This is a genomic window from Oceanobacillus iheyensis HTE831, assembly GCF_000011245.1.
GTDB classification, from domain to species: domain Bacteria; phylum Bacillota; class Bacilli; order Bacillales; family Amphibacillaceae; genus Oceanobacillus; species Oceanobacillus iheyensis.
In genome coordinates, this window is sequence record NC_004193.1 from 2,125,291 (window position 1) to 2,148,462 (window position 23,172).

At 34.2% G+C, this 23,172-nt stretch carries 22 protein-coding genes, 2 tRNA genes and 1 riboswitch; of the genes, 4 read left to right on the forward strand and 20 right to left on the reverse strand.

Features of this window, described 5'->3' with window-relative positions; translation table 11 throughout:
- Window positions 1–66 precede the first annotated feature (66 nt).
- Complete coding sequence (locus tag OB_RS10770) at window positions 67–2,325, forward strand: helix-turn-helix domain-containing protein (protein WP_231846939.1); 2,259 nt, start codon at window positions 67–69, stop codon at window positions 2,323–2,325.
- A gap of 34 nt (window positions 2,326–2,359) precedes the next feature.
- Here the strand turns inward: OB_RS10770 and OB_RS10775 are convergent, their stop codons facing one another.
- Both OB_RS10775 and OB_RS10780 read right to left on the reverse strand, forming a co-directional pair.
- A complete protein-coding gene (locus tag OB_RS10775; protein WP_011066489.1) occupies window positions 2,360–3,112 on the reverse strand; it encodes an NAD-dependent epimerase/dehydratase family protein in 753 nt (250 codons plus the stop codon).
- Between the two features lie 98 nt (window positions 3,113–3,210).
- Window positions 3,211–4,218, reverse strand: a complete 1,008-nt coding sequence (locus OB_RS10780) for an alpha/beta hydrolase family protein (protein WP_011066490.1) — start codon at window positions 4,216–4,218, stop codon at window positions 3,211–3,213.
- A gap of 253 nt (window positions 4,219–4,471) precedes the next feature.
- On the opposite strand from OB_RS10780, the gene OB_RS10785 reads away from it, so the two are divergent.
- Window positions 4,472–5,467, forward strand: coding sequence for a glycosyltransferase family 4 protein (locus tag OB_RS10785; protein WP_011066491.1), 996 nt, complete (start codon window positions 4,472–4,474; stop codon window positions 5,465–5,467).
- Entirely contained in the window at window positions 5,467–6,312 is an 846-nt protein-coding gene (locus tag OB_RS10790) for a hypothetical protein (RefSeq protein WP_011066492.1), read from the forward strand. The genes OB_RS10785 and OB_RS10790 overlap by 1 nt, the downstream gene beginning before the upstream one ends.
- An 85-nt stretch (window positions 6,313–6,397) precedes the next feature.
- Here the strand turns inward: OB_RS10790 and OB_RS10795 are convergent, their stop codons facing one another.
- The 14 genes from OB_RS10795 to OB_RS10860 all read right to left on the reverse strand — a co-directional run bounded on the left by OB_RS10795 (window position 6,398) and on the right by OB_RS10860 (window position 18,753).
- Window positions 6,398–7,222, reverse strand: a complete 825-nt coding sequence (locus OB_RS10795; RefSeq protein ID WP_011066493.1) for a MetQ/NlpA family ABC transporter substrate-binding protein — start codon at window positions 7,220–7,222, stop codon at window positions 6,398–6,400.
- 20 nt (window positions 7,223–7,242) lie between these two features.
- Window positions 7,243–7,908 (reverse strand): methionine ABC transporter permease, encoded by a 666-nt coding sequence (locus OB_RS10800; protein WP_011066494.1) that lies wholly within the window; start codon window positions 7,906–7,908, stop codon window positions 7,243–7,245.
- Window positions 7,895–8,911, reverse strand: coding sequence for a methionine ABC transporter ATP-binding protein (locus tag OB_RS10805; protein ID WP_041544203.1), 1,017 nt, complete (start codon window positions 8,909–8,911; stop codon window positions 7,895–7,897). Before OB_RS10805 ends, OB_RS10800 begins: the two co-directional genes overlap by 14 nt.
- Before the next feature lie 62 nt (window positions 8,912–8,973).
- A riboswitch (SAM riboswitch) is annotated at window positions 8,974–9,076 on the reverse strand.
- 157 nt (window positions 9,077–9,233) lie between these two features.
- Window positions 9,234–9,941, reverse strand: a complete 708-nt coding sequence (locus OB_RS10810; RefSeq protein ID WP_011066496.1) for a polysaccharide deacetylase family protein — start codon at window positions 9,939–9,941, stop codon at window positions 9,234–9,236.
- A gap of 240 nt (window positions 9,942–10,181) precedes the next feature.
- The gene (locus OB_RS10815; protein WP_011066497.1) at window positions 10,182–12,179 is read right to left on the reverse strand and encodes a methyl-accepting chemotaxis protein; all 1,998 of its coding nucleotides are present in this window, start codon (window positions 12,177–12,179) and stop codon (window positions 10,182–10,184) included.
- Window positions 12,180–12,391: 212 nt separating this feature from the next.
- Window positions 12,392–13,330 carry a nuclease-related domain-containing protein gene (locus tag OB_RS10820; protein ID WP_011066498.1) on the reverse strand — a complete coding sequence of 313 codons (939 nt, stop codon included), beginning with the start codon at window positions 13,328–13,330 and terminating at the stop codon, window positions 12,392–12,394.
- A 299-nt stretch (window positions 13,331–13,629) separates the two neighbouring features.
- A tRNA-Arg gene (locus OB_RS10825) sits at window positions 13,630–13,703 on the reverse strand.
- Between the two features lie 5 nt (window positions 13,704–13,708).
- Window positions 13,709–13,782: transfer RNA gene (locus OB_RS10830), tRNA-Gly, on the reverse strand.
- Between the two features lie 138 nt (window positions 13,783–13,920).
- Window positions 13,921–14,430 carry a metallophosphoesterase gene (locus OB_RS10835; RefSeq protein ID WP_011066499.1) on the reverse strand — a complete coding sequence of 170 codons (510 nt, stop codon included), beginning with the start codon at window positions 14,428–14,430 and terminating at the stop codon, window positions 13,921–13,923.
- Window positions 14,431–14,452: 22 nt separating this feature from the next.
- Complete coding sequence (locus OB_RS10840) at window positions 14,453–15,046, reverse strand: XTP/dITP diphosphatase (protein ID WP_011066500.1); 594 nt, start codon at window positions 15,044–15,046, stop codon at window positions 14,453–14,455.
- Window positions 15,047–15,076: 30 nt separating this feature from the next.
- Entirely contained in the window at window positions 15,077–15,811 is a 735-nt protein-coding gene (gene rph, locus OB_RS10845; protein ID WP_011066501.1) for a ribonuclease PH, read from the reverse strand.
- A 156-nt stretch (window positions 15,812–15,967) separates the two neighbouring features.
- A complete protein-coding gene (locus OB_RS10850) occupies window positions 15,968–17,026 on the reverse strand; it encodes a GerMN domain-containing protein (protein ID WP_011066502.1) in 1,059 nt (352 codons plus the stop codon).
- Window positions 17,027–17,220: 194 nt separating this feature from the next.
- A complete protein-coding gene (gene racE, locus OB_RS10855) occupies window positions 17,221–18,045 on the reverse strand; it encodes a glutamate racemase (protein WP_011066503.1) in 825 nt (274 codons plus the stop codon).
- 255 nt (window positions 18,046–18,300) lie between these two features.
- Window positions 18,301–18,753, reverse strand: coding sequence for a MarR family winged helix-turn-helix transcriptional regulator (locus OB_RS10860; protein WP_011066504.1), 453 nt, complete (start codon window positions 18,751–18,753; stop codon window positions 18,301–18,303).
- 247 nt (window positions 18,754–19,000) lie between these two features.
- On the opposite strand from OB_RS10860, the gene OB_RS10865 reads away from it, so the two are divergent.
- Window positions 19,001–19,225, forward strand: a complete 225-nt coding sequence (locus OB_RS10865) for a helix-turn-helix domain-containing protein (protein ID WP_010651078.1) — start codon at window positions 19,001–19,003, stop codon at window positions 19,223–19,225.
- A gap of 15 nt (window positions 19,226–19,240) precedes the next feature.
- Here OB_RS10865 and OB_RS10870 read toward each other — a convergent pair whose 3' ends face one another.
- The 4 genes from OB_RS10870 to OB_RS10885 form a co-directional block, all read right to left on the reverse strand.
- On the reverse strand, window positions 19,241–19,720 hold the full coding sequence (locus tag OB_RS10870; protein ID WP_011066505.1) for an acyl-CoA thioesterase: 480 nt from the start codon (window positions 19,718–19,720) through the stop codon (window positions 19,241–19,243).
- Between the two features lie 78 nt (window positions 19,721–19,798).
- On the reverse strand, window positions 19,799–20,563 hold the full coding sequence (gene sdhB / locus OB_RS10875; RefSeq protein WP_011066506.1) for a succinate dehydrogenase iron-sulfur subunit: 765 nt from the start codon (window positions 20,561–20,563) through the stop codon (window positions 19,799–19,801).
- Between the two features lie 15 nt (window positions 20,564–20,578).
- Window positions 20,579–22,330: a succinate dehydrogenase flavoprotein subunit gene (gene sdhA, locus OB_RS10880; RefSeq protein WP_011066507.1), complete on the reverse strand. Its 1,752-nt coding sequence runs from the start codon at window positions 22,328–22,330 to the stop codon at window positions 20,579–20,581.
- Window positions 22,331–22,361: 31 nt separating this feature from the next.
- Complete coding sequence (locus OB_RS10885; RefSeq protein ID WP_011066508.1) at window positions 22,362–22,982, reverse strand: succinate dehydrogenase cytochrome b558 subunit; 621 nt, start codon at window positions 22,980–22,982, stop codon at window positions 22,362–22,364.
- Window positions 22,983–23,172: the final 190 nt, after the last annotated feature.

A 23,172-nucleotide genomic window follows, 5' to 3' on the forward strand; every position in this document is an offset into this window, starting at 1 on the left:
CAGTCATTGGGGTAGATGTTTATGAAAAAAAATTCTATTAAACATTATTATAAATTAATTACATTTTTGATCGTATTGAGCACTGTTCCTGTAATACTAGTTGGCGTTTTTTCTTATTTACGATCTTCCGAAATAATCGAAGCAAATGTAGCAGAAGAGAAACAACAAAGTGTTTATCAAATACAAACCAATGTTGAGCAAGTACTAAAAAGCGTTGATAACTCGCTTACACACTTTGTTCGCTCTCCAACTACTCAAGACATATTAAGAGATCCTCTAAATGCTGACAATTTTATTAGATACAACAATTTCAAACAAGAATTGGGACATTTGCAGACGTTAGAAACAGGTATTCAAGATGTTATTATGGTTAGTTTAGAGCATGAGTGGCTTATCAATAACAATGGTCTTCTTCGTCTTAATGAACAAAGTTATAATAAAATTCATGAAAAATATATGACTTCTACTAACTCCTCTTACTGGATTCTGGAGGAATATGATGACATTGTTTTGACGAATGACGCGCGTGATAATTGTAACTACTATATAAATCTAATTAAGAAACTCCCATTTCTTACATCAGATAAAACAGGTCTTGTAGGTGCACTTATACCAACATGTACCTTAAATAATATTATGGCAGAACAAATTGTAACAGAAACGTTTATTATTTTGGACGAGTCCAACCAAATCATCGCTGATAGTAATCCAAATAATGTCGGTAACTATCTTACGGAAAATGAAGATTTAGGTAACCTTATTGATTTAGACTCAAGTAAAGGCCAATTCAATTCAACCATAGAAGATATCGATTATAAAATAACGTTTAGAAAATCTAGTTATAATAATTGGACATATGTATCAATGGTTAAAATAAGTGATCTCAACAAGCAATCCAGTTCCATCGGCTGGTTTACATTATTAGTTTGTACTATTTTATTAGTCATATCGCTAATTATAGCATTCATCGGAATTAGTATATTTTATAAACCAATACGACATTTACAAGAATTCTTCACCAAGACTTTCACATCATCCACTAAATTTAGTACAAAAACTAAAAATGAATTCGATTTAATTAAATTTAATATCGAACAAATGCTTGATAAAAATGTTGAGTTAGAATCTCGGCTACAAAATCAGATTACCCAGCTAAGACAATTCTTTATTATACGATTATTGCAAGGTAAAATGGAACGCGAGGAAATTCCAGCGAAATTAAAATCATTTAAATACAATCAGACATGGTCAAGACTCTCCTTATTTACATTACAAATCGATTCATTGGATGATTCTAACTACCAATCAAAAGAAGAAGATGTCATTTTATTTGCAATAAATGCTATGATTGAAGATACCTTAGAAGAAGAATTACGATTTACCCCTGTAGTTATAAACCGAACACAGGTAACAATACTTACACTGGATATTGAGTCTGAAGAAGAATACCACTTCTATTTAAATGAGTTAGCACAGATGATTCAATCTAAAATACGCAAGGAATTTGATCTTCCTGTAAGTATCGGTATTAGTCTGCCATACACCGAATTAGTTTCGACAAAAGATGCATATAAACAAGGGATGGAATCACTGAAATATAGATTAAAGCTAGGAAAAGAATCCATTATCTTCTATGAAAATTTAGATCGAAATTATCATTTTAATGGACAACTACCCTCAACCAATAAAAATTTAATTTTTGATTCCATTAAAGTTGCTGACCGTGAAAAAGTAGATAAAGGATTGCAAGAATTGTTTAATACTTTATTTGATAAGGAATTTAATCATAATCAATATCAGATATTTATAATTAAGTTTCTTTATGATTTAATCGAATTAAAGCAATTATTAGGAGTAGATTTAAAAAATCTCGATGAAAGACCTCTTGTTCATGAATTGGAAAACCTAAGAACCTCAGATGACTTACAAAAATGGTTTAAAGATAACCTCATTTATCCAATTATCGAAAAAGTGGAGGAACGCACTGAATCCAAATACAAAACTATTTCAGATAAAATTATTCATATCATACAAAAAGAGTATGACACAGCTATATCATTGGATTCTATTGCAGCTAGACTACATTATAATCCCAATTATCTTAGTAGTATCTTTCAAAAAGAGATGAAAACCACTTTCAGTGAATATTTATTGAAATATCGAATAAACATAGCAAAAAAATGGTTAGTAGATACGGATTTGTCTGTTAAAGATATTGCGATTAAACTGCAATACAATAATTCCCAAAACTTCATTCGTTCCTTTAGAAAAATCGAAGGTATTACTCCAGGAAAGTTTAGATCAGAAAATAAAAAAACAGGATAAAAGTGATCTTTAAAAGACACTTTCACCCTGTTTTTTATTTATTTTTTATTATGTCATTTGAATTCATTTTAGAAACAAACCCTAATTTTTCTTTTGCATTATCATTACACCATGGTTTATTAGGATTATCAGAAACACCATAGAATGTTCCATATCCTATATCGCTTATAATAGCTTCCTTAAATAAAGTAATGGTATCTACTTCTGAAAGCCATGTATGTCGATTACGTTTTAGGTTTTTATAAATTTCTGTTTCCTCATTTAATTTCACACTTCCAATCCTCAGATTGATTACAGAAATACCATATTGGTTACTAAAAGCAAAACCTATATTTTCTACAGCAAGCTTAAGTACTCCGTATAGTCCTTCTGAATAAGGATAATCGTTTACATTTATACTTCTTCCCAACTTTGATTTGCCTTCTGACTCATAATAATCTGTAACATGATTACTACTTGCAAAAACAACTTTTGGAATATTTAATTCCTCGGCTGCCTTAAGGATATTATAAGAAGCTTTAAAATACACATCGACCATATCGTTCATCTCAGAAATATTAACAAGCCTTCCGACATTACCAGTTGATAGCAGGTTTATTAATACATCTGTTCCATTAGGTATGTTATTAATAAGTTCTGTAAAATTTTTAGCATCTGTTTCCTTCGAGTTTGCACTATTTTCATCAACATTAACATCAAGACTATAAACATCGAATTCCTGTTTTAATCCTCTTTGCAAAATGGTCCCAATTGTTCCACTACCACCTATTAAAACAACTTTCCTCATACAGGCACCTCCATCAGTAATATACCCATTATTTAGAAGTTGTATGTTAATTTAAATTTGAATATCTCAAATTGCAAGCTATTCTACACCTATATAAGCTAATTAAGATTCTGTATTAGCCAGGAAAAGGATTCTTCTCCATTAATTTCATGACCACCATTAAAATAATGGGCTTCTAATTCAGTTTCTGCATTATAAGCCTTATATATTTTTAGTAGCTTGTTCATACTTATCTCAACTTGGTCCATGGGGAAAAGTTTATCGTCTTTTCCGGATTCAATAAAAAGTGGCCTTGGAGCAATTAAGGCTATTAATTCATCCATCTCTCCAATTTCAAGTATGCCTGGTATATAATTATCAAGACAGTGTCTTCTACTCATAATACTCCCTTTAAATGTACTCAAATATCCACTGAGTACAGTTGCTTTGATCCTTTCATCGAGTATGGACGTAAATGCTGCAACTAAGCCTCCACCTGAAAAACCGAAACTACCGATTTTTTCCTCATCGACCATATTAAACGATTGAATATAGTCTAATACCCGTTTTATCTCCTGGACCCTTAAACCTGCTAATGTCTTCCCCATTAACAATAGTTGACTCCCAATTTCAAAGCATGAATTTTCAAGTGGTTGCTCTGCATTCATATCTTCATCCAGTCTGCGGTCGCCAAATCCAATAATCCCTGGTACCACAACAATTACTCCTTTGTTTACTAACCTAGCAGCAAACTTATTATGGATTCCTGTAAATTTACATTGTTCGCCATTAATGTTTAATCCAATCGCTTCTTTCATCCCATAGCCGTGTCCATGAAGCGCCAAAACAGTTGGTAGCTTTCGTTTCTTCTTTTTGTTGGGAATAAGTATATAAAGTGGGATTCGCAGCGGCTGGATAGAAGTAATTTCCATACAGATTAATTTATAATTTTCTAATTTTCTTCTTTCCAGTACCTTAGGGTTAAAGTGAACACTGTTATTTTGAAATTCTCCTAAAGCATGGCTGACACAATCTTTCATCCCTTTACCATGTGTTTTATCATGTTTGTCTAAGGAATGGATGGTATTAATGTATTGTTGATTTAAGAACATGCTAATATTATTCAATCGATTTCCCTCCAATGCTTCAGATATTTATAATCTTATATTTTATAATAGAGTAATATTTCAGATAAATATAGATTGACTTCCATGTTTTAACATCAAAAATAAGTAAAATGATTTCCATACCTGCTATTTCTATTTAGTAAAAAAAGATTAAATCGACTAGTTATTGTATTTTACGCACTTCTCCTAACACTTCCAAATTTCTATTTCATACTATATAGAAGATGTTATTTCAATACTGGAGGAAATCAGAATGGTAAATAAACCAATAAATGACAGCACAATTAAGGGAAAACATATCCTAATCTATGATCGACTATGGTGGATTCAAGGACAAAGAGCGTTACTTTTACAAAAATATCACCCAAATTTAGAAATAATGTCCTATCATGATTTTTTAGACTTGGTAAAGCAAAAAGGAGTAAAGATGGTTAACAAAGAATATGAAGTAATATCAACCTTAGGTTTATGGACAGCCGAACGCCTTATTCAACATAATGTTCATGTATATTCTTCTGTTGCTGGCTCATATAGTTACCTCGCTACAAATCAAGATGATTTTCGTGAATGGGCAGAACAAATCAAACCGAATAATCGCTATATCAAACAAGTAATTAAAAAAATTGATAGGATCGGTGCCGTAAATAAAAAACTAGCTAATACTATTAAAAAATACTGTCCAGATAAACATGTAGATTATGTAAAGGCTTTTGTTGAAACTGATAAATTTAAACCATTGCCTTTACCCCAAAAAGATACATCTGTTTTTACCATAGGTTGGGTAGGTAATTCCGATAAACGCTCCAAAAATTACCATACGGTATATAAGGCTATTAAAAATCATTACAAAAACGACTCTACGATTGTATTTAAAGAAGCAACAAAAGAAAGCAGAATTGATAGAACAGATATGCCAGAATTTTATAACTCTATTGATTTACTACTGGTTACTGGGGCGAATGAAGGTCTTCCAAATCCTGCTATGGAGGCTTATGCATGTGGAGTACCTGTATTAGGCACAAATATAGGTATTATTAAAGACTGGGCATCACCAAATGCAAAATCATTCATTCTCAACTCCGATGATCCTAGAAAGTTTATATATAAGATTAATCAATTAAAATCTAATCCAAAGCTTCATCAAACACTAAAAAAAGAAATCCGAAAAAATATAGAGAATAACTGGACTATTAAACAAAATATTGATGGTTGGTTATATACATTATTCAATATAGGTGGTGAACGTTAATGAAAAAAATATGTGTCGCCGTTTATGTGTTTGGTAGTTATACTCGCTATGCACCTTATTATATTTATAGCATTTTAAAAAGTTATCCTGATTACTATGTGAAAGTATTTTCTAAAGATCCGCTTACAGCAAACGAAAATAAAGCCTTAGAACTCATTCGAAATGAAGTTTCACCTAACTTCGAAGTTGTGGAAGGGTATTTAGACGACTATATTAACTTAGATGATCCATCTAAAATGGTTGGTAGTATTGGAACGATTTTGCGTTTCCTAATTCCATATGAAGAATTCAAAGACTTTGAATATGTTTATATAGGAGATATCGACTTTTTAATAATTCGTGAAAAGCCCACCTTAGTAGATGTCCATAAAAAACATTCTAAAAAAATCGGAGTACCTTATAGTAATGCTATTCGCCCCGATTCAAAACGTTTAACAGGATTACATTTTTTCAAGGTAAAAGATTATTACAAAAAAATGAATCCGATTATTGAATATTATTTAGAAAATCCTAGCATATTGTACGATGAAGTAAGAGCATTACGTTATGATGAAGAATTTCTATATAAAATTATCGAAAAAGGTATAGGTTTCGGAAAGATAGAAGAACATTTTTTTCGGCCGCCGCACGGTTTTCATATTGGAGTCGGTAGACAAGGAGATAACAACGAAAGATTAAGAAAAATGGATCGATATCTAAATCAGAAAAAGCTTATTAGACAAGGGGTTATTGATCAACTAGATGCTTTTTATAACGATCCAGTATTTAAAAAAATAATGTTATTAAGTCCGGATAAAGACATTAAGTTTCTTGGAGAACGAATAAAGCACTTTAAATCTTTATAATAATTCATTCTAAATAAAGTCATAAAAGTGATGTAGAGAAAAGAGAGCAGTCGAATAGAAAACCGACTGCTCTCTTTTCATCTGACTATTTATCCAGCATCCACTGAGGTTTACCAAACCCCTGAAATTCATCATCTATTATTTGTTCAAATTCATCGGATTCCACAATTTCTTTAATATCTTTTACCCACTGCTCCTCCATATCTGCTGTATTAACTACAACTCGATTTCGATAATCATCTGGCATATCTTCTAATACTAATGCATCTAATAGATCCATATCTGCTGAAAGTGCAAAATTTCCCGGTACCGCTGAAGCATCCTCAGAATCTACTAATCGTGGCAATTGAGCGGCTTCTACTTCTTGAAACTCAATATTTTTTGGGTTTTTCACAATATCTTTAACAGATGCTTTTAATGGATCGACTTCGTTACTAATTTCTATAAGACCCGCATCTTCTAACATGATTAATGTCCTTGCTAAGTTCGTAGGGTCATTCGCTATAGTAATCTTACTTCCTTCTTCAATAGCCTCGACACTATCATAGGAGTTGGAATATAGTCCCATAGGAGCTGTAGGTACAATAATTACTTCAGATAAATCCATACCATTTTCCTCTGCGAATGCTTCATAATAAATCTTATGCTGAAAAAGATTGGCATCAATATCTCCATTATGTAATGCATTATTCGGTTGTATATAATCCGTGAATTCTGTATTATTCACTTCATACCCTTTTTCCTCTAATAATGGTGTAATAGCATTTGTCACCATATCACTATAGGGTCCTACAGTAGCTCCAAATTCAATCGTATTCTTTTCTTCATTTCCACCATTTGCTTCTTCACTCCCACATGCTGTCAATAATGTAACACTTAATAGAGTTGCTAAAAATAATTTCCACTTCATATGAACCACTCCTTTATTCTTTAACGTTTATTTACACTCTTTGCAATAAAATCACCAAAATATTGAATAAATTGTACTAGTACAATAAGAACGATTACTGTAGTGAACATTACCATATCATCATAACGATAATAACCGTAGCGAATGGCTAAATCACCGATACCTCCTCCCCCAACAGTACCAGCCATAGCAGAGTAGCCTACTAAACTAATTGCCGTAATAGTGAGTCCACTAATAAAACCAGGTTTTGCTTCTGGATAAACAATATCCTTAATAATTAACCATGGTGATGCTCCAGTTGCAATAGCAGCTTCAATCACACCTCGGTCTATTTCCCTCGCTGCGGATTCTACAATTCTTGCATAGAATGGAATCGCTGCAACAGACAATGATACGGATGCTGCTAATGGTCCTGTTGTTGTATCGACTAGCCACTTTGTAAATGGAAGTAAAAATACTAATAAAATGATGAATGGAATCGAACGAATTAAATTAACAACCACACCTAATGTCGATTTAACAAATCTATTTTCTAAAAATAACCCTTGTTCTGTAACATATAGAAGAATACCAATAGGTAGGCCGATAATTAATGCAACAATTAAACCCAGACCTACCATGAGCATGGTTTCTAAGAAAGCTTGATTCAACTCAGGAAGTAAATTTAAAATACTAGTAAGATACATGTTGAATCACCTCCACTTGCTTTATGCGCTCTTCTAAGTAGCTAATAGCACTACTTATTTCCGAGGGATCTCCGCTTACTTCCATAATGAAAACACCTAATGGTTTGTCTTTTATGTATTCTACTTTTCCATGAAGAATATTTCCTTTCACCTTATGTTGTTGTAACATATCAGATACGACTGATTCAGCAGCAATATCTCCACGAAACTGCAGTTTAAGTAGTGTACCATTACATTGTTTTAGCAACGCTTCAGGTAATTGAAAGTCTAAAACTGTGTGGATAAAGTCTTTCGTTAATTTCTCGTTTGGATCTGAAAAGATATCATATGTCTTCCCATTTTCAATGACTTTACCGTTTTGCATCACAGCGCAACGATCACATATTTCTTTTACTACTTCCATCTCATGAGTAATGATTACAATCGTTATCCCAATTTGTTCATTTATTTTTTTAAGTAGTTTTAAAATTGATTTTGTTGTACTTGGGTCTAATGCAGATGTTGCTTCATCACAAAGTAATACCTTTGGGTTATTCGCAAGTGCTCTTGCTATACTAACCCTTTGTTTTTGTCCTCCACTTAATTGAGAGGGATATTGGTTTGCTTTATCCTCAATTCCAACTAGATTCAATAGTTCTAGAGCTCTTTTATTCCGCTCCAACTTACCAACACCAGCTGCTTTGAGTGCAAATGAGACATTTTCCACTACTGTTTTGGAAGAAACTAAATAGAATCCTTGAAAAATCATCCCTATAGATTGTCTTGCCTTACGTAATTGTTTATTGTTTAGCTCTAATAAGTCAATTCCATCAACAAATACCCTACCCTTTGTCGGCCTTTCCAGTACATTCATACAACGTAAAAGCGTACTTTTACCTGCACCGCTATATCCAACGATGCCATATATTTCTCCCTTTTTGATATCAAGGGAAACTTGATCTACCCCTATCACTCTTCTCTTTTTAGATTCATAGTGTTTCTCGATATTTTCCAACTGAATCATACATAACACATCCCATCAAAAAAACCTTCTTTCATTCAGAAAGAAGGTTTTTACATATCATTACCTTATCTTTCAGAAAAAATTCTGCAGGAAGAAGCACCACTCCGTAAAGGTAGGTTGCTGTGACATCGTAGGTCCTGTTCCCTCCGTCACTCTGGATAAGTTATTCAATTTTATTTTAGAAATAATAAGAATAATCATAATCTGATAATCCAAATTTGTCAATACATTAACGAAAATAAGCTGATAACAAAGTACATGTTATCATAAGTTATTTTTATCAACTAAACCTATTATTTTAGCTAAAAAACTGTAGATTTAACTATCTTTCACTTGTACGTTCAATCATATCTGTTACTGTAATTCCTTCGTACCCCTCTTCTTTAAAGAAACGAAGTATAATTGGAAGTGCTTCTATAGTTGGCGTACGATCTCCACCCGCATCATGAAAAAGAATAATATCTCCTGGTGAAAGATTACCAATCACTTGATTAGCAATGGTTTTACTATCCACATCATCCCAATCTCTTGTATCCTGATCCCAAGCCCACATCGCTACTTTTTGACCTTTTTTCTTTGCAATACTAATAACTGTTTCATTATAGTTTCCTCCAACCGGACGAAAAGTAGCAGGATATTTCCCAGTGATCTTTTCAATAATTTCATTTGTTTTTGTTAATTCATCATTTAAATAGGTAATGCTCCCGTTATGAGTAAACGTGTGATTTCCAATTTCATGGCCTTCTAGAAATGCTCTAAATACAAGTCCTGGATATTTACGTGCATGAGCACCCATCACATAAAATGTACCTTTCATATTATACTGTTCTAATATGTCTAAAATCTCCGGTGTATAATCAGGATGTGGTCCATCATCAAACGTTAAAGCAACAATTTTCTCATCGGTTTCCCCTTCCCAAATAGCATCTCCTGCTTTTTCGAAGTCAAACCGATCTTTTGATAAAACGTTACTTGGTTGCTGTATTAATAAAATAACGATACCTAGAATAACGAGTATAAACTTCCTCATTCCACATTCACCTCAACTCATATTGTTTGATTGTAAGTAAAATCTATACATACAAGCGGTTCTTTCCCCAATACTGATCAATGCTTTGCAAGATATGATTTCGGTATCTTTCCTCGACTTATAACTTTCCTCATGTTGATTGAAACCCGTAGAGAAATATCTAATAAACAGCCCTAAAGAAACGAGGATGCGGTCCATATATGAACCGCATCCTCGTACTTTAGTGTAATGACGTGTTATTTAATTTCTAGATAGCTTAAAATTCTCTACTAATTGTTGTAAGTCTTCTGCTACAGTAGTTAAATCTGCCGCTGAATTTGCAATTTCTTCCATTGAAGCAAGCTGTTCTTGTGTAGATGCTGAAACATTTTCGGCTTCATGTGATACTGTATCACCAATGGAGGCCACACCTTCAAAAAGAGAAGTAAATTGTTTCGTTGCCGTTGATATTCCTTCAATTTCAGTTGTTACATTCATGATTTGATTCGTTATAGAATCTACATATCCAGTAATATTTGAGAAAGATTGATCTGCATTATTAGCAATATTAATCCCTTTTTCAACCTCTGTTGTTGCAGCTTTCATCGAACTCACCGTATTCGCAGTTTCCGATTGAATAGCGCTAATCATTGTCTTAATTTGCTCTGCTGATTGGGAAGATTTTTCAGCAAGTTTTCTTACCTCATCAGCTACCACAGCAAATCCTTTCCCATGCTCTCCGGCTCTTGCTGCTTCGATTGTAGCATTAAGAGCTAATAAGTTTGTTTGCTCAGAAATATCCGTAATAACATCAATAATTTTGCTGATTTCTTCTGATTGATTGCCTAAACCTTCAATATTATTGGATAGCTGATGTGTATTCTCTTTGATAAATTCCATTTGACTAATTGTAGTATTCAATGCTTTGTTACCTTCATTAACAGCTGAAATGGTATTGGTAACAGTATTTGAAACTTCATTCGAACTTGCTTCTATCGTATAAATAGAATCTGTCATTTCCTTCGCTAATTTGGAGCTCTTTGTTATATTGTTATTTAAACTACTCATACCCTCAGCTACTTCTTGTACAGAAGAAGAAATTTGCTCTGTTGCTGATGTATTTTGTTCGGTACTGGCATTTAATTGTTCAGCTGAGGATGCTAAATGATTTGATTTATCTCTAACTTGAAGGATAATTCCATTCAAATTTTCTCGCATTTTATTAAATGATTGAGCTAGTGTACCTAATTCATCATCTCGATGGAGGTGTACCTCATCGCTTAAATCTCCATGACTTATCGTATCACTTGCACTTACAAGATGATATATCGGTTTCGAAATAGAACGAATAATAATGACAATTACTACCCCTCCAAGAATTAATGCAACCGTTATAACAAAGATTGTCGTATTTAAAATTGGGCTCACATTATAGGCTATTTCACTATTAAACATGGTTCCAGCTATTTTCCAACCTGTAATTTCACTTGTAGCAAATGCCAATTGTTTGTCATCACCTTCAAATTGATAGCTGAATTTTCCATTTTCCGAGTCGTATAGCTTGGAGAAAAAATCTTCTACCGCTTCAGAACCAGCCTCATAATCGGGGTGACTAATATAGCTTTGTCCTTCATCTAATAGAAACATATACCCTTCTTCCCCGATAGCGACTGAATTAACTATATTTGTTAAACTAGCTAACTCTAAGTTTACTGCTACAACACCATCATTATTTGCAGTAGCTTTCGCAAGTGTTACAACCACTTGATTAGAAGAAGCTGATACGTAAGGAGTTGTTACGATTACTTCGCCTTGATTTTCCATCGCTTGTTGATACCAAGGTCGCTCTCTTGGATCATAATCGGATGGGTTTTTAAAGGATGTAGGGAAGTTCATGAATTCTCCCGTCTCTGACCCTACATATGTTTGTTCAAAGACTACATCTTTTGCATTTTGCATATTTTCTAAGATTCTGCCTGTAGCTTCATCTGCATTATCTTCTATATCCGATGGATCAATTGCAGTAGATAAGTATTCGATGTTATCCATTTGATCATTCATAAACTGATCAATAGTTTGTTTCATAATTTCTACGTTCTTTTGTGCAGAGTCTATCATACTTTCCTCAATCTTATTCTTTGCGCTTTGATATGAGGTTAATCCTATTGCAATACTAGGGATTAATAATATGATAAGAAACGCTATTATTAATCTATTTCTTAAACTAAGTGATTTCTTGATTCTTTTTTTCTTCTTCAATGTGTTACCTCCTGCTATAAGTTTGTGCAATTATGAACTTTATATCGACCAAAAGCACTAGAACTTAACAGCAAGTTTAAAAATAAAACTAATCATAAAAGTCAAACAATTACAGAACTTATTATCTATAATAATATATCTAATTAACAAATAAGCACCTATCTCATGGATAGATGCTCGTCGCTCCCGTTATTCACCTTAAGATATGTTACTTATACATCTATATTGTTATTTAAAATAAGGCTACTTATATCAGCAAGTTCTTCACGTTGATATATGATATCTTTCGTTGTTAATTCTTCTAAGAAAAAGGAATAGAGGCTTTCCTCATCGGTAAAAATGTTAACCTGATCGTCATTTGAATAATTCTTCACAAACGTACGGTATTGAGAAGCACAATTATAATAGACAATCGGTTGTACGGAATTATACTCTATATGCGTTTGTTCTAAGAAGTTTTTCAGTTTTAATGCTGTCTCCATCACTTCATTAGATGGATTTCCATAGGATACTACTTTTACATTTGCTTGCAAAGTTTCAGATACTTCATCATTTTTAATTACCATTGTATGTTCTTTATGATCATCATAAGGGAACATCGATTGAATTAATACATCTAACGTATTATCCTGACCGTAAGAAACTCCGTGTAACACAGTACCTGACCATTTCTTTGTTTCTATAATGTACAAGCCAGTCGGCAGCAATATGAGATGATCAATTTGTCTAGTCTTTAATTCCAGTCCTTTATTATAAGGAATAAAAAGATTACCTATAATCAGCATTTCATCTTTTTGTACGAGGTTTTGTTTGATTAACATTTCCTTTACATGTAATAGTATATTATGAGTTTCTACTTCACCACTATTAATCGAGAACGCTTTTAAACTATTTATATAATCATTTTTATCACTTATCATTTTATTAAATCTATTTATTTCTTTATTGAGCTCAATCTCAAAACGTTGATGTTCATCATGCAACCTATTTTCGTATTCAGAGGTTTGTGTTTCCATTGTTGCCGATACCTCTTCTGTTATCAAATCAATATTATACTCATGCTCTCTTTCCATTTTCTTTGCGCGCTTCAACAATAATACAATAACAGCAGCCAAAATAATTATTATTGAAAAGTAAATTATAGTTACCATATTTTTCCTCCTATATGGTTATTATACGATATTGCTCTTATAATATCCTTTTAGATATCTATAAACTTTTGCAACGATCTACATAAAATCTAAATTCACCTATTTTGATTAGAATACAACATACTATTAAATAAACCAACCAAAATATCAACTTTTTCAACAAATTCGCTATAATCTACCACACTTACTAACGATTGAAACATAAAACAGCTAGTTTTTGATTTATATAGTAATAGCCTTACCTTTGTCATAGAATAAAAAAACCCTTATAAACATATCGTTTATAAGGGTTAGCATAACGTCCCAGGCAGGATTCGAACCTGCGACCCACAGCTTAGAAGGCTGTTGCTCTATCCAGCTGAGCTACTGGGACATATTTGGAGCGGGTGAAGGGAATCGAACCCTCGTCATCAGCTTGGAAGGCTGAGGTTTTACCATTAAACTACACCCGCAAATTCTATCTCTAGTTCAACATTATGTATGTCGTCTTTTTTAACGGACAAGTAATATTATATGATCCAGCAGGTAATTTGTCAACAGGTTTTAAAAAAAGTTTTAGTCAGTAACGAAAAAAGTTACTGACTTTACTTTTATAATGTTGTTGAATAAGACATACTTTCCACCCTTTGACCTTCCACTGTATAAAACTCAATTGAAACATTATAATTATCTAACCATTCTAATACAGCATACGTTTTCTCTACCCGGTTTCTCGGCATACGAATACTTCCTGGATTGATAAATAATTGTTCTCCAATTTTTTCTGCACCAGCGATATGCGTATGTCCAAAGCAAACAACTTTAGCTTCCTGTTCTTCCGCTGCATAAGCAAGTGTGGTAAGACCCGATTTCACTTGATGAAGATGCCCATGTGTAATAAAGAATCTGATTCCATCAATATCCTTAATTTCCTCTGTTGGATACCGGGGATCAAAATCACAATTCCCTCCAACTTTATAAAAAGGATGTAACACTTCCGCATCAAAATCCAATTCCGAGTCGCCACAGTGGATATACCAATCAACCTCGTGTTGATTCATAATTTCCGTTAACTCCTGTGTCAAACCATGACTATCACTAGTTATTAATACACGAGTCATCGTAATCCCTCCATTTGGTGACTTATATTGTATGTAACCATTTTTCTAGCTGATCAATCGCATTTTTACGATGACTAATTTGATTCTTTTTAGCTGGATCTAATTCAGCCATTGTCACATCATACTTTTTTGGAATAAAGATAGGATCGTATCCAAATCCATGATCGCCTTTTTGTTTACTATGAATGTGTCCTTCACAATAACCTGTACAAAAGTTAGTTTCTTTACCTGGTTGAGCTATAGCTAATACACAAATAAATCTTGCACTTCGATCATTATCGGGAACATCCTGCATTTCTTTTAGTACCTTCTCGATATTTGCTTGATCATTAGTCGGCTCACCGGCATACCGTGCAGAATATAGCCCAGGTCGTCCATCTAGAGCATCGATTAACAAACCTGAATCATCTGCAATAACAGCTGTATTAAAGCGTTCACTAATTTGCTCTGCTTTTAAGGCTGCATTTTCTTCAAAAGTGGTACCTGTTTCCTCAATATCGGGAATAGATTCAGGTAAATCCAATAGTGATATTGCTTCTATATCAAAGCTAGCAAAAAATTCTTTAAATTCTTTTGCCTTTCCTTTATTTTTAGTAGCAACAATTATTTTTTTCATATGATTGAGCACACCCTTATCATTCACTTTTCAATCTATAAGTAATTTATCTGCTAATAGTTCCTTTTGTATTTTCACCAACTGTTGAATACCTTCTTCTCCTAATTTTAGCATATTCTGTAATTGGTTAGGAGTAAATGTAGCTTCTTCTCCTGTTCCTTGAATTTCCACGAACTCCCCTTCACCAGTCATGACAATATTCATATCTACTGCTGCTTCGGAATCTTCTTCATAGTTCAAATCTAGAATTTCCGTTCCGTTTGTTAATACGCCTACAGAAATAGCTGCTAAATAATCTTGAATTGGCGTCTTTTTTAATGTTTTGGCTTCAACAAGTTTTGCGAATGCAAGTGACATCGCCACAAAAGCTCCTGTAATTGAAGCTGTTCTAGTTCCTCCGTCCGCTTGAATCACATCACAGTCAATCCAGACTGTTCGCTCTCCAATTTGATCTAAATCAACAACGGAACGTAGTGCTCTACCAATAAGGCGTTGAATTTCCATCGTTCTTCCGCTTACTTTTCCTTTGGAAGATTCACGAATATTTCTTTGTGCGGTAGCTCTTGGTAGCATAGCATATTCCGCAGTTATCCAACCTTTACCCTGTCCACGCATAAATGGTGGAACGCGATCCTCAATACTTGCATTACATATAACTTTTGTATTACCCATTTCGATTAAAACAGATCCCTCTGGATGCGATATATAATTAGTTGTTATATTTATATTTCTTAATTGATTTACTTCTCTCTGATCATTTCTCATTTATTTCTTCCTCCTCAATTGTACACTCAATAGCTTATCATATTTTTTCAAAAAGAAACATTATCCCTATATCTTACTATTCATATCTTAACAAATTAAAAAACCTCTATTCTACTTAAAAATGTAGGAATAGAGGTTTTTTTATTATAACATTATTTATAATTCTTCACTTGGTGAAAATACTTGTTTTGTTACTGGTTCTGTATAAGCTTCTCCATTTTCATTTACAACTTTTTCCACATTCTCTACTTTTACATCAACTGCATCTATATTTGGCTGTTCTGTTAGTGTGCGCACCATCGTTTCCATAACTTCGTCAGCTATAATACCTTGCTCACTATCAGCTAAAATCTCTTTATTAAATACGACTTCTAAAATTCCGTTATTTAATGTTGGTTCAGATGCTAGCCCAGCCTCTGGATTAAATACGTTTACTACTTTGGATTGATGTCCAGGTCCATCGATTAGTTCTTTAATTATATTAGCAATTGCTTCATCTTCATTCGTTTCAATATACTGTGTTACTGGTACATAATACCGATTATTTTCTTGTTCAACTGGATAATACATTGTTACAGGCTCACTCTGTAAATAATCTAGTGTATCATTGTTGATTATATTGATTCCATTTGCTCGTGAATAGCCAGAATTAATAGGCGTTCCATTTACTGGCATTTCTTTTAAATCTTGACCATTAACTCTTAATTTAACTTTATGCACACTTTCAAATTGGGTTAATGTATGTGTCACAGATTCTAGTATTTGTACTTCTTGATTCTCTTCATACTGTGTAAATTCTTCTGACAAATCGACAATAATGGTACCATCTTCTTGTAGATTAACTCCAAGTACTTCAGTACCTTCTGGCAGCACTGCTTGGAAGCCATTAGGAAGAAGTGGTGTTACTGGTCCACCTTTAACTAGATGCTCTAGTACTTGTGCTGCAACTTCATTTGTGTCTGGTACTGGAAGTTCTAATGTTTGAGAAGCAACCATACCATTTGCATCTAGGAGATATAAGTCTCTAGATACAGTATCAGCCGTTTCTTCAGGTGTAGCTGAAACATCTTCCTCATCTACTTTGTCAAGATTATCTACTTCCTGTGCGTTTTGAGGTGGATCAATTTCAGTTTGTGATTGCTCTCCTTCAAAACACCCAGATAAAATAGTAACAATACCGATTGACCCCGCTAATAGCATTAATCGCTTTTTCATGCAAATACCTCCCACGATGGTTTGTACTACTATATATACGAGCCACCTTAGAAAATAGACCAATAATAGAATAAATTTCCTATAAATGATTTTGAATTACATGAAAGCAGAAAAATACCATGAAAATTAAAAGTTCCAATCTCCGACATCGGTAATTGGAACTCTCTGATACGAACAATACATTTAACATTGTTTTACCAAACTTTGTTAGTTGATATATTCGCTTGTTTAATGGTTAGCATTTGGAAGTGAGATTCTTGAAATATTGTTTTTGCAATTTCGATAAAAATTTCCAAATCACCAGTTGTATAAAATTGATGAAGTGGAACTAAATCACTCCGGTTCATAATTTGGTGAACATCTAGAAGTGTGCTAGTTTCACGTGCCGTTTCTTCACTAGAGGAAATAACGGTGACTTCTTCCCCCATTACCTCCTGTATCGTAGATTTAAGTAAAGGGTAATGGGTACAGCCCAATATTAAGGTATCCATTTCTTTGTTATTCGAGAATGGTCGTAAAGCCTCTGATACAACTGCTTTTGCTTCAGGACCAGATAACACCCCTCGCTCAACCATTGGAACAAATGGAGGACAAGCTAATCCGCTTACTTGAATGTCTGACTTAATTTTTTCCAATGCTTGTGAGTAAGCTCCGCTACTAATTGTTCCTTCTGTACCGATTACACCGACTTGGTTATTTGTTGTAGATTTTATTGCAGCACGTGCACCTGGTTGGATAACTCCGATAACTGGTATATCTAATTGTTCTTTTAAATCTTTTAATGTAAATGCAGTGGCCGTATTACATGCAACAACTAACATTTTTATATTTTTTGTTAATAAGAAATCCACCATTTCCCATGTGAATTGCCTTACCTCTTCCTTTGATCTCGGGCCATAAGGACATCTAGCTGTATCGCCTAAATAAATTAATTGCTCCTTTGGAAGCTGCCTCATGAGTTCGTGAACAACTGTAAGTCCACCTACCCCCGAATCAATTACCCCAATCGATTTGTCCACAAAGATGTCTCCTCTTTCGTTTAGATTTAGACCACTATAATGAGTGCCTTTTTTTATCGCTCTCATCGATTTTGGTCACTCATCCAGCTCATCAGTGACCCTTTTTTATCGCTCTCATAATTTTTTGGCACTCATCCAGCTCATGAGTGACCTTTTTTTATGACTCTCCAAGATTTTGGGCACTCATAGCTTTTCTTAACCTTCATGATGACTCATTTAGCGTTGGAAGGTTAAACGTTTATGACACAGTTAGTACTATTTTTCATTAACCATTTTCATTTCTGTATAGAGAAAATCTAACAATTGATTCAACTGTTCTTTTTCCTCTTCAGAAAATTTCGTTAAGACTTCCCCTAAATATGCCTGTCGTTTATCAATTACTTCTTCAATAATATGTTTACCTTTTTCTAATAGGTGGATGCGGACGACCCGTCGATCATTAGTATCACGTACTCGCTCAACTAGTTCATTTTTTTCCATACGATCTACTAAATCTGTTGTTGTACTGAATGCATGACTAATTCGATTAGATAATTCACCAATCGTTAAATCACCTTCTTCTAACAACCATTGTAAGGCGATAAATTGTGGAGAAGTAATTGGATAATTGTTTAATATTTTACGACCATTTTGCTTGATCATTCCAGATATATAACGTAATCGCTTTTCCATTTGATTAACTGAATCACTTAATTCGTTTTTTTTCAACGTTCATCCTCCTACTTACTGTTCATCTATCAACTTCTAATTTATTCATCTTATGTAATTGATGGAAGTTGTTTCATGTAATGCTTGTTACTATAGTAAACCAAAATGAAGTTCTTGAAAACTTTTTTGAGTAACTAGCTTATTTCCGCACAAATATACGCACTAATTTTTTCTATAATCATAAGCTATATTGACTAAATAATTTCCCTTCATCATGCAGCTCTATAGAGCAAGGAGGGGGTAACATTTGAAGGACAACGAGTATAAACCGAAGCAATTATTAACCAAACGCGAGAAAGAAGTGTTTGAACTATTAGTACAGGATAAAACAACAAAAGAAATTGCACAAGAGTTGTTTATTTCCGAAAAAACTGTCCGGAACCATATTTCAAATGCTATGCAAAAATTGGGAGTCAAGGGACGGTCACAAGCCGTAGTTGAGCTTCTTCGCATGGGGGAATTAAAGCTGTAATAAAACCGACTACCCTTATAAGGGAGTCGGTTTTACTTGTGTTTTGATAAAATTTCTACTCATAAGTTTTTCTTTCATATCTTCTGTTAATGGTTTAGATTTACCAAGATTGGCATCTATATACACTAATCTACCTCTTGCTGTAAGAACCACATCAAAATTTCCTTTTGTAACCATGTAATGCACATCAAAAGAGGAATTCCCTACTTCTTGGGTTTTAACATGAACATTCACTTGGTCTCCAAAAAATAGTTGCTTTAAATAATCACATTGTAAATCAGCAACAATGATTCCTTCGTCTTTATTAGTAAAATCATTGAATAGTCCTAAAGATTGTAAATATGCAATTCTTGCTTCTTCAAAATAAATGAACGGAGACACATTGTTCATATGTCCATACATATCCGTCTCAGAAAAACGAATATTAATTGGTATGTAGAATTCAAACTCTTCTGCCCATGACCTGAAATCATCTATATACTCAATGGATTTCATCGTAACTTCCTCCACTTTCCCATATTATATGATGAAGACCCTAGCCTGTTCATCGGTTAGGGTCTTTCATGTTCGAATTTATAACGCTTGGTCACTTCCAAAGAAGTTTTTAAACGCTTGAATATTTGTAGCTCGGTTCATTGCTGCAATAGAAGTTGTTAGTGGGATACCTTTCGGACATACTTGAACACAGTTTTGTGAATTTCCACATCCATCAATACCCCCGTCTTCCATTAGACCATTTAATCGGTCACTTGCATTCATTTCACCAGTCGGATGTGCGTTAAATAGACGAGCTTGTGAAATTGCAGCTGGTCCAATAAAGTTTGAATTATCGTTAACATTTGGACATGCTTCTAAGCATACTCCGCATGTCATACATTTTGATAATTCATACGCCCATTGACGTTTATTCTCTGGCATACGTGGACCTGGTCCTAAATCATGAGTACCGTCAATTGGTATCCAAGCTTTAACTTGTTTTAATGCATCAAACATACGTTCACGATCGACAATTAAATCTCGAACTACAGGGAATGTAGACATTGGCTCTAAACGGATTGGTTGCTCTAATTGGTCAACCAAGGCAGCACAAGATTGCCTTGCTGTCCCATTAATTACCATAGAACATGCTCCACAAACTTCCTCTAAGCAATTCATGTCCCACATTACAGGTGTAGTATTCTCTCCCTTATTATTAACAGGATTTTGTCTGATTTCCATAAGTGCAGATATTACATTCATATTCTGTCTATATGGAATCTCAAACGTTTCCTCATAAGGAGTCGATTCCGGGCCGTCTTGTCTAGTTATAATAAAAGTAACTTTACTCTGTTCAGCCATTTACATTACTCCTCCTTAGTGTTTTGTAGTATAATCACGCTTACGCGGTTCAATTAAAGAAACATCTACTTCTTCATAGCTAAACTCAGGAGAAACCGATTCTGGATTGAATTTAGCGACCGTTGTCTTCAGGAACTCTTCATCATTACGTTCTGGAAATTCCGGTTTGTAATGAGCTCCACGACTTTCATTTCGATTGTATGCACCGATAGTTATTACACGTGCTAGATGTAGCATGTTTTTCAATTGACGTGTAAACATAACACCTTGATTGCTCCAACGAGATGTGTCATTAATATTAATATTATCCCAACGATCTAGTAGCTCTTTTATCTTTTCATCAGTTTTTAAGAGCTTTTCATTCTCACGAACAACAGTAACATTATCCGTCATCCACTCACCTAATTCTTTATGAATTTGGTAAGCATTCTCGGTACCTTCCATATTCATGAGTTTATTAAAGCTTTCTTGCTCTGCTTTTTCACGAGATTGATATAATTCATCAGATAAATCATCTACATGTTGGTCTAAACCATCAATATAATCAATTGCTTTCGGCCCAGCTACCATTCCACCATAAATTGCTGACAATAGTGAATTCGCACCTAGACGGTTACCACCGTGCTGTGAATAATCACATTCCCCAGCAGCAAAAATACCTGGGATACTAGTCATTTGATTGTCATCTACCCATAGTCCGCCCATCGAATAGTGCACTGCAGGGAAAATTTTCATTGGAACTTTGCGAGGATCCTCTCCAACGAATTTTTCATAGATTTCAATAATACCACCAAGTTTTATATCAAGTTCTTTCGAATCTTTATGAGAAAGATCTAGGTAAACCATATTCTCTCCGTTAATACCTAATTTTTGATTTACACAGACATCAAAAATCTCTCTAGTAGCAATATCACGAGGCACAAGGTTACCATAAGCAGGATATTTCTCTTCTAAGAAATACCAAGGTTCACCATCTTTATACGTCCATATACGTCCACCTTCACCACGTGCAGACTCACTCATGAGACGTAACTTATCATCACCTGGAATCGCAGTAGGATGAATTTGGATAAACTCACCATTCGCATATTTTGCACCTTGTTGATATAATTTGCTCGCTGCAGAACCAGTGTTAATCATTGAATTCGTTGATTTACCAAAGATTATTCCTGGACCACCTGTCGCAAATATAGTCGCATCCGATCGAAATGCCTTAATTTCATGTGTTTTAATATCTTGAGCAACGATTCCTCTACCTATACCTTGCTCATCAATAACAGCTTCGAGGAATTCCCATCCTTCAAATTTTGTAACTAATCCTTCCACTTCGTAACGGCGCACTTGCTCGTCCAAAGCGTATAATAATTGTTGTCCTGTTGTTGCTCCTGCATATGCAGTACGGTGCATCTGTGTCCCACCGAATCTACGGAAATCTAGTAAACCTTCTGGCGTACGGTTAAACATTACTCCCATGCGGTCAAACATATGTATAATGCCGGGTGCTGCATCACACATCGCTTTTACCTGTGGTTGATTGGCTAAGAAATCGCCACCATATACCGTATCATCAAAGTGTAGCCAAGGAGAATCCCCTTCCCCCTTCGTATTTACAGCACCATTTATTCCACCTTGTGCACATACAGAGTGAGAGCGTTTTACAGGTACTATAGAAAATAAATCTACTTTCACACCAGCTTCAGCGGCTTTGATTGTAGCCATAAGTCCTGCTAAGCCACCACCAACCACTGCTACTTTACGATTACTCATATTGTTCACTCACTCCTTCCTTCTCTTTCAATTAAACACCATAAGCAAATTTAATTAATGATCTAATTCCAAGATAGCTCACTGCTAAGAATACGCCTAAACACGCATACGTTGAGATACGCTGTGATTTTGGAGTTTGTGTAATTCCCCATGAAACAAGGAAGCTCCAAAGACCATTTGCAAAATGGAATACTGCAGCAATAACACCTACAACATAGAACCAAAACATGAATGGATTCGTTAAAATACCTTCCATGAGGCTATAATCTAGTTCTGCATTTCCTAAGCCTATCTGAACTCTTGTTTCAAATACGTGCCACGCAATAAATACTACAAGAATTATTCCAGTTATACGTTGAAATCTAAACATCCAGTTTCGGAAAAATCCATATTTGCGTGTATTTTGTTTTGCGACAAATACAATATAAACCCCTAAAATCGCATGGAACAAAATCGGTAAATAAATCACAAAAATTTCTAACAGTAATACAAATGGTAGGTTCTTCATAAACCCAGCAGCTGTATTGAAACTTTCTTCCCCATACACAGCAAAATGATTAATAAGTAAATGCTGCACTAAGAAGATCCCGATTGGAACAACCCCTAGTAATGAATGCAGTCTTCTGTAGAAAAACTCACGATGCTCTGCCATGTTTACCCCCCTTAGTCAATTGATCACTCAATAATTATGTATACCACTAAATAATAAAGCGCTTTATTGTCAGAAAACGGTGCCTTATCTAAGTAGTACAAAATGTAACATGTTTATTGTACTTCTAACTGTGAATACCGTCAAGAAATCGCCGTGAAAATTCTAGTAAAATAAAATATATGTAAAATAA

Coding starts and splice junctions, on each gene's coding strand:
- OB_RS10785 (WP_011066491.1), top strand. CDS start 4,472: ATGGTAAATAAACCAATAAATGACAGCACAATTAAGGGAAAACATATC.
- OB_RS10810 (WP_011066496.1), bottom strand. CDS start 9,941: ATGAGGAAGTTTATACTCGTTATTCTAGGTATCGTTATTTTATTAATA.
- sdhB (WP_011066506.1), bottom strand. CDS start 20,563: ATGGCTGAACAGAGTAAAGTTACTTTTATTATAACTAGACAAGACGGC.
- OB_RS10775 (WP_011066489.1), bottom strand. CDS start 3,112: ATGAGGAAAGTTGTTTTAATAGGTGGTAGTGGAACAATTGGGACCATT.
- OB_RS10795 (WP_011066493.1), bottom strand. CDS start 7,222: ATGAAGTGGAAATTATTTTTAGCAACTCTATTAAGTGTTACATTATTG.
- rph (WP_011066501.1), bottom strand. CDS start 15,811: ATGAGAAATGATCAGAGAGAAGTAAATCAATTAAGAAATATAAATATA.
- OB_RS10800 (WP_011066494.1), bottom strand. CDS start 7,908: ATGTATCTTACTAGTATTTTAAATTTACTTCCTGAGTTGAATCAAGCT.
- OB_RS10850 (WP_011066502.1), bottom strand. CDS start 17,026: ATGAAAAAGCGATTAATGCTATTAGCGGGGTCAATCGGTATTGTTACT.
- OB_RS10835 (WP_011066499.1), bottom strand. CDS start 14,430: ATGACTCGTGTATTAATAACTAGTGATAGTCATGGTTTGACACAGGAG.
- OB_RS10870 (WP_011066505.1), bottom strand. CDS start 19,720: ATGAAATCCATTGAGTATATAGATGATTTCAGGTCATGGGCAGAAGAG.
- OB_RS10790 (WP_011066492.1), top strand. CDS start 5,467: ATGAAAAAAATATGTGTCGCCGTTTATGTGTTTGGTAGTTATACTCGC.
- sdhA (WP_011066507.1), bottom strand. CDS start 22,330: ATGAGTAATCGTAAAGTAGCAGTGGTTGGTGGTGGCTTAGCAGGACTT.
- OB_RS10820 (WP_011066498.1), bottom strand. CDS start 13,330: ATGGTAACTATAATTTACTTTTCAATAATAATTATTTTGGCTGCTGTT.
- OB_RS10805 (WP_041544203.1), bottom strand. CDS start 8,911: ATGATTCAGTTGGAAAATATCGAGAAACACTATGAATCTAAAAAGAGA.
- OB_RS10885 (WP_011066508.1), bottom strand. CDS start 22,982: ATGGCAGAGCATCGTGAGTTTTTCTACAGAAGACTGCATTCATTACTA.
- OB_RS10840 (WP_011066500.1), bottom strand. CDS start 15,046: ATGAAAAAAATAATTGTTGCTACTAAAAATAAAGGAAAGGCAAAAGAA.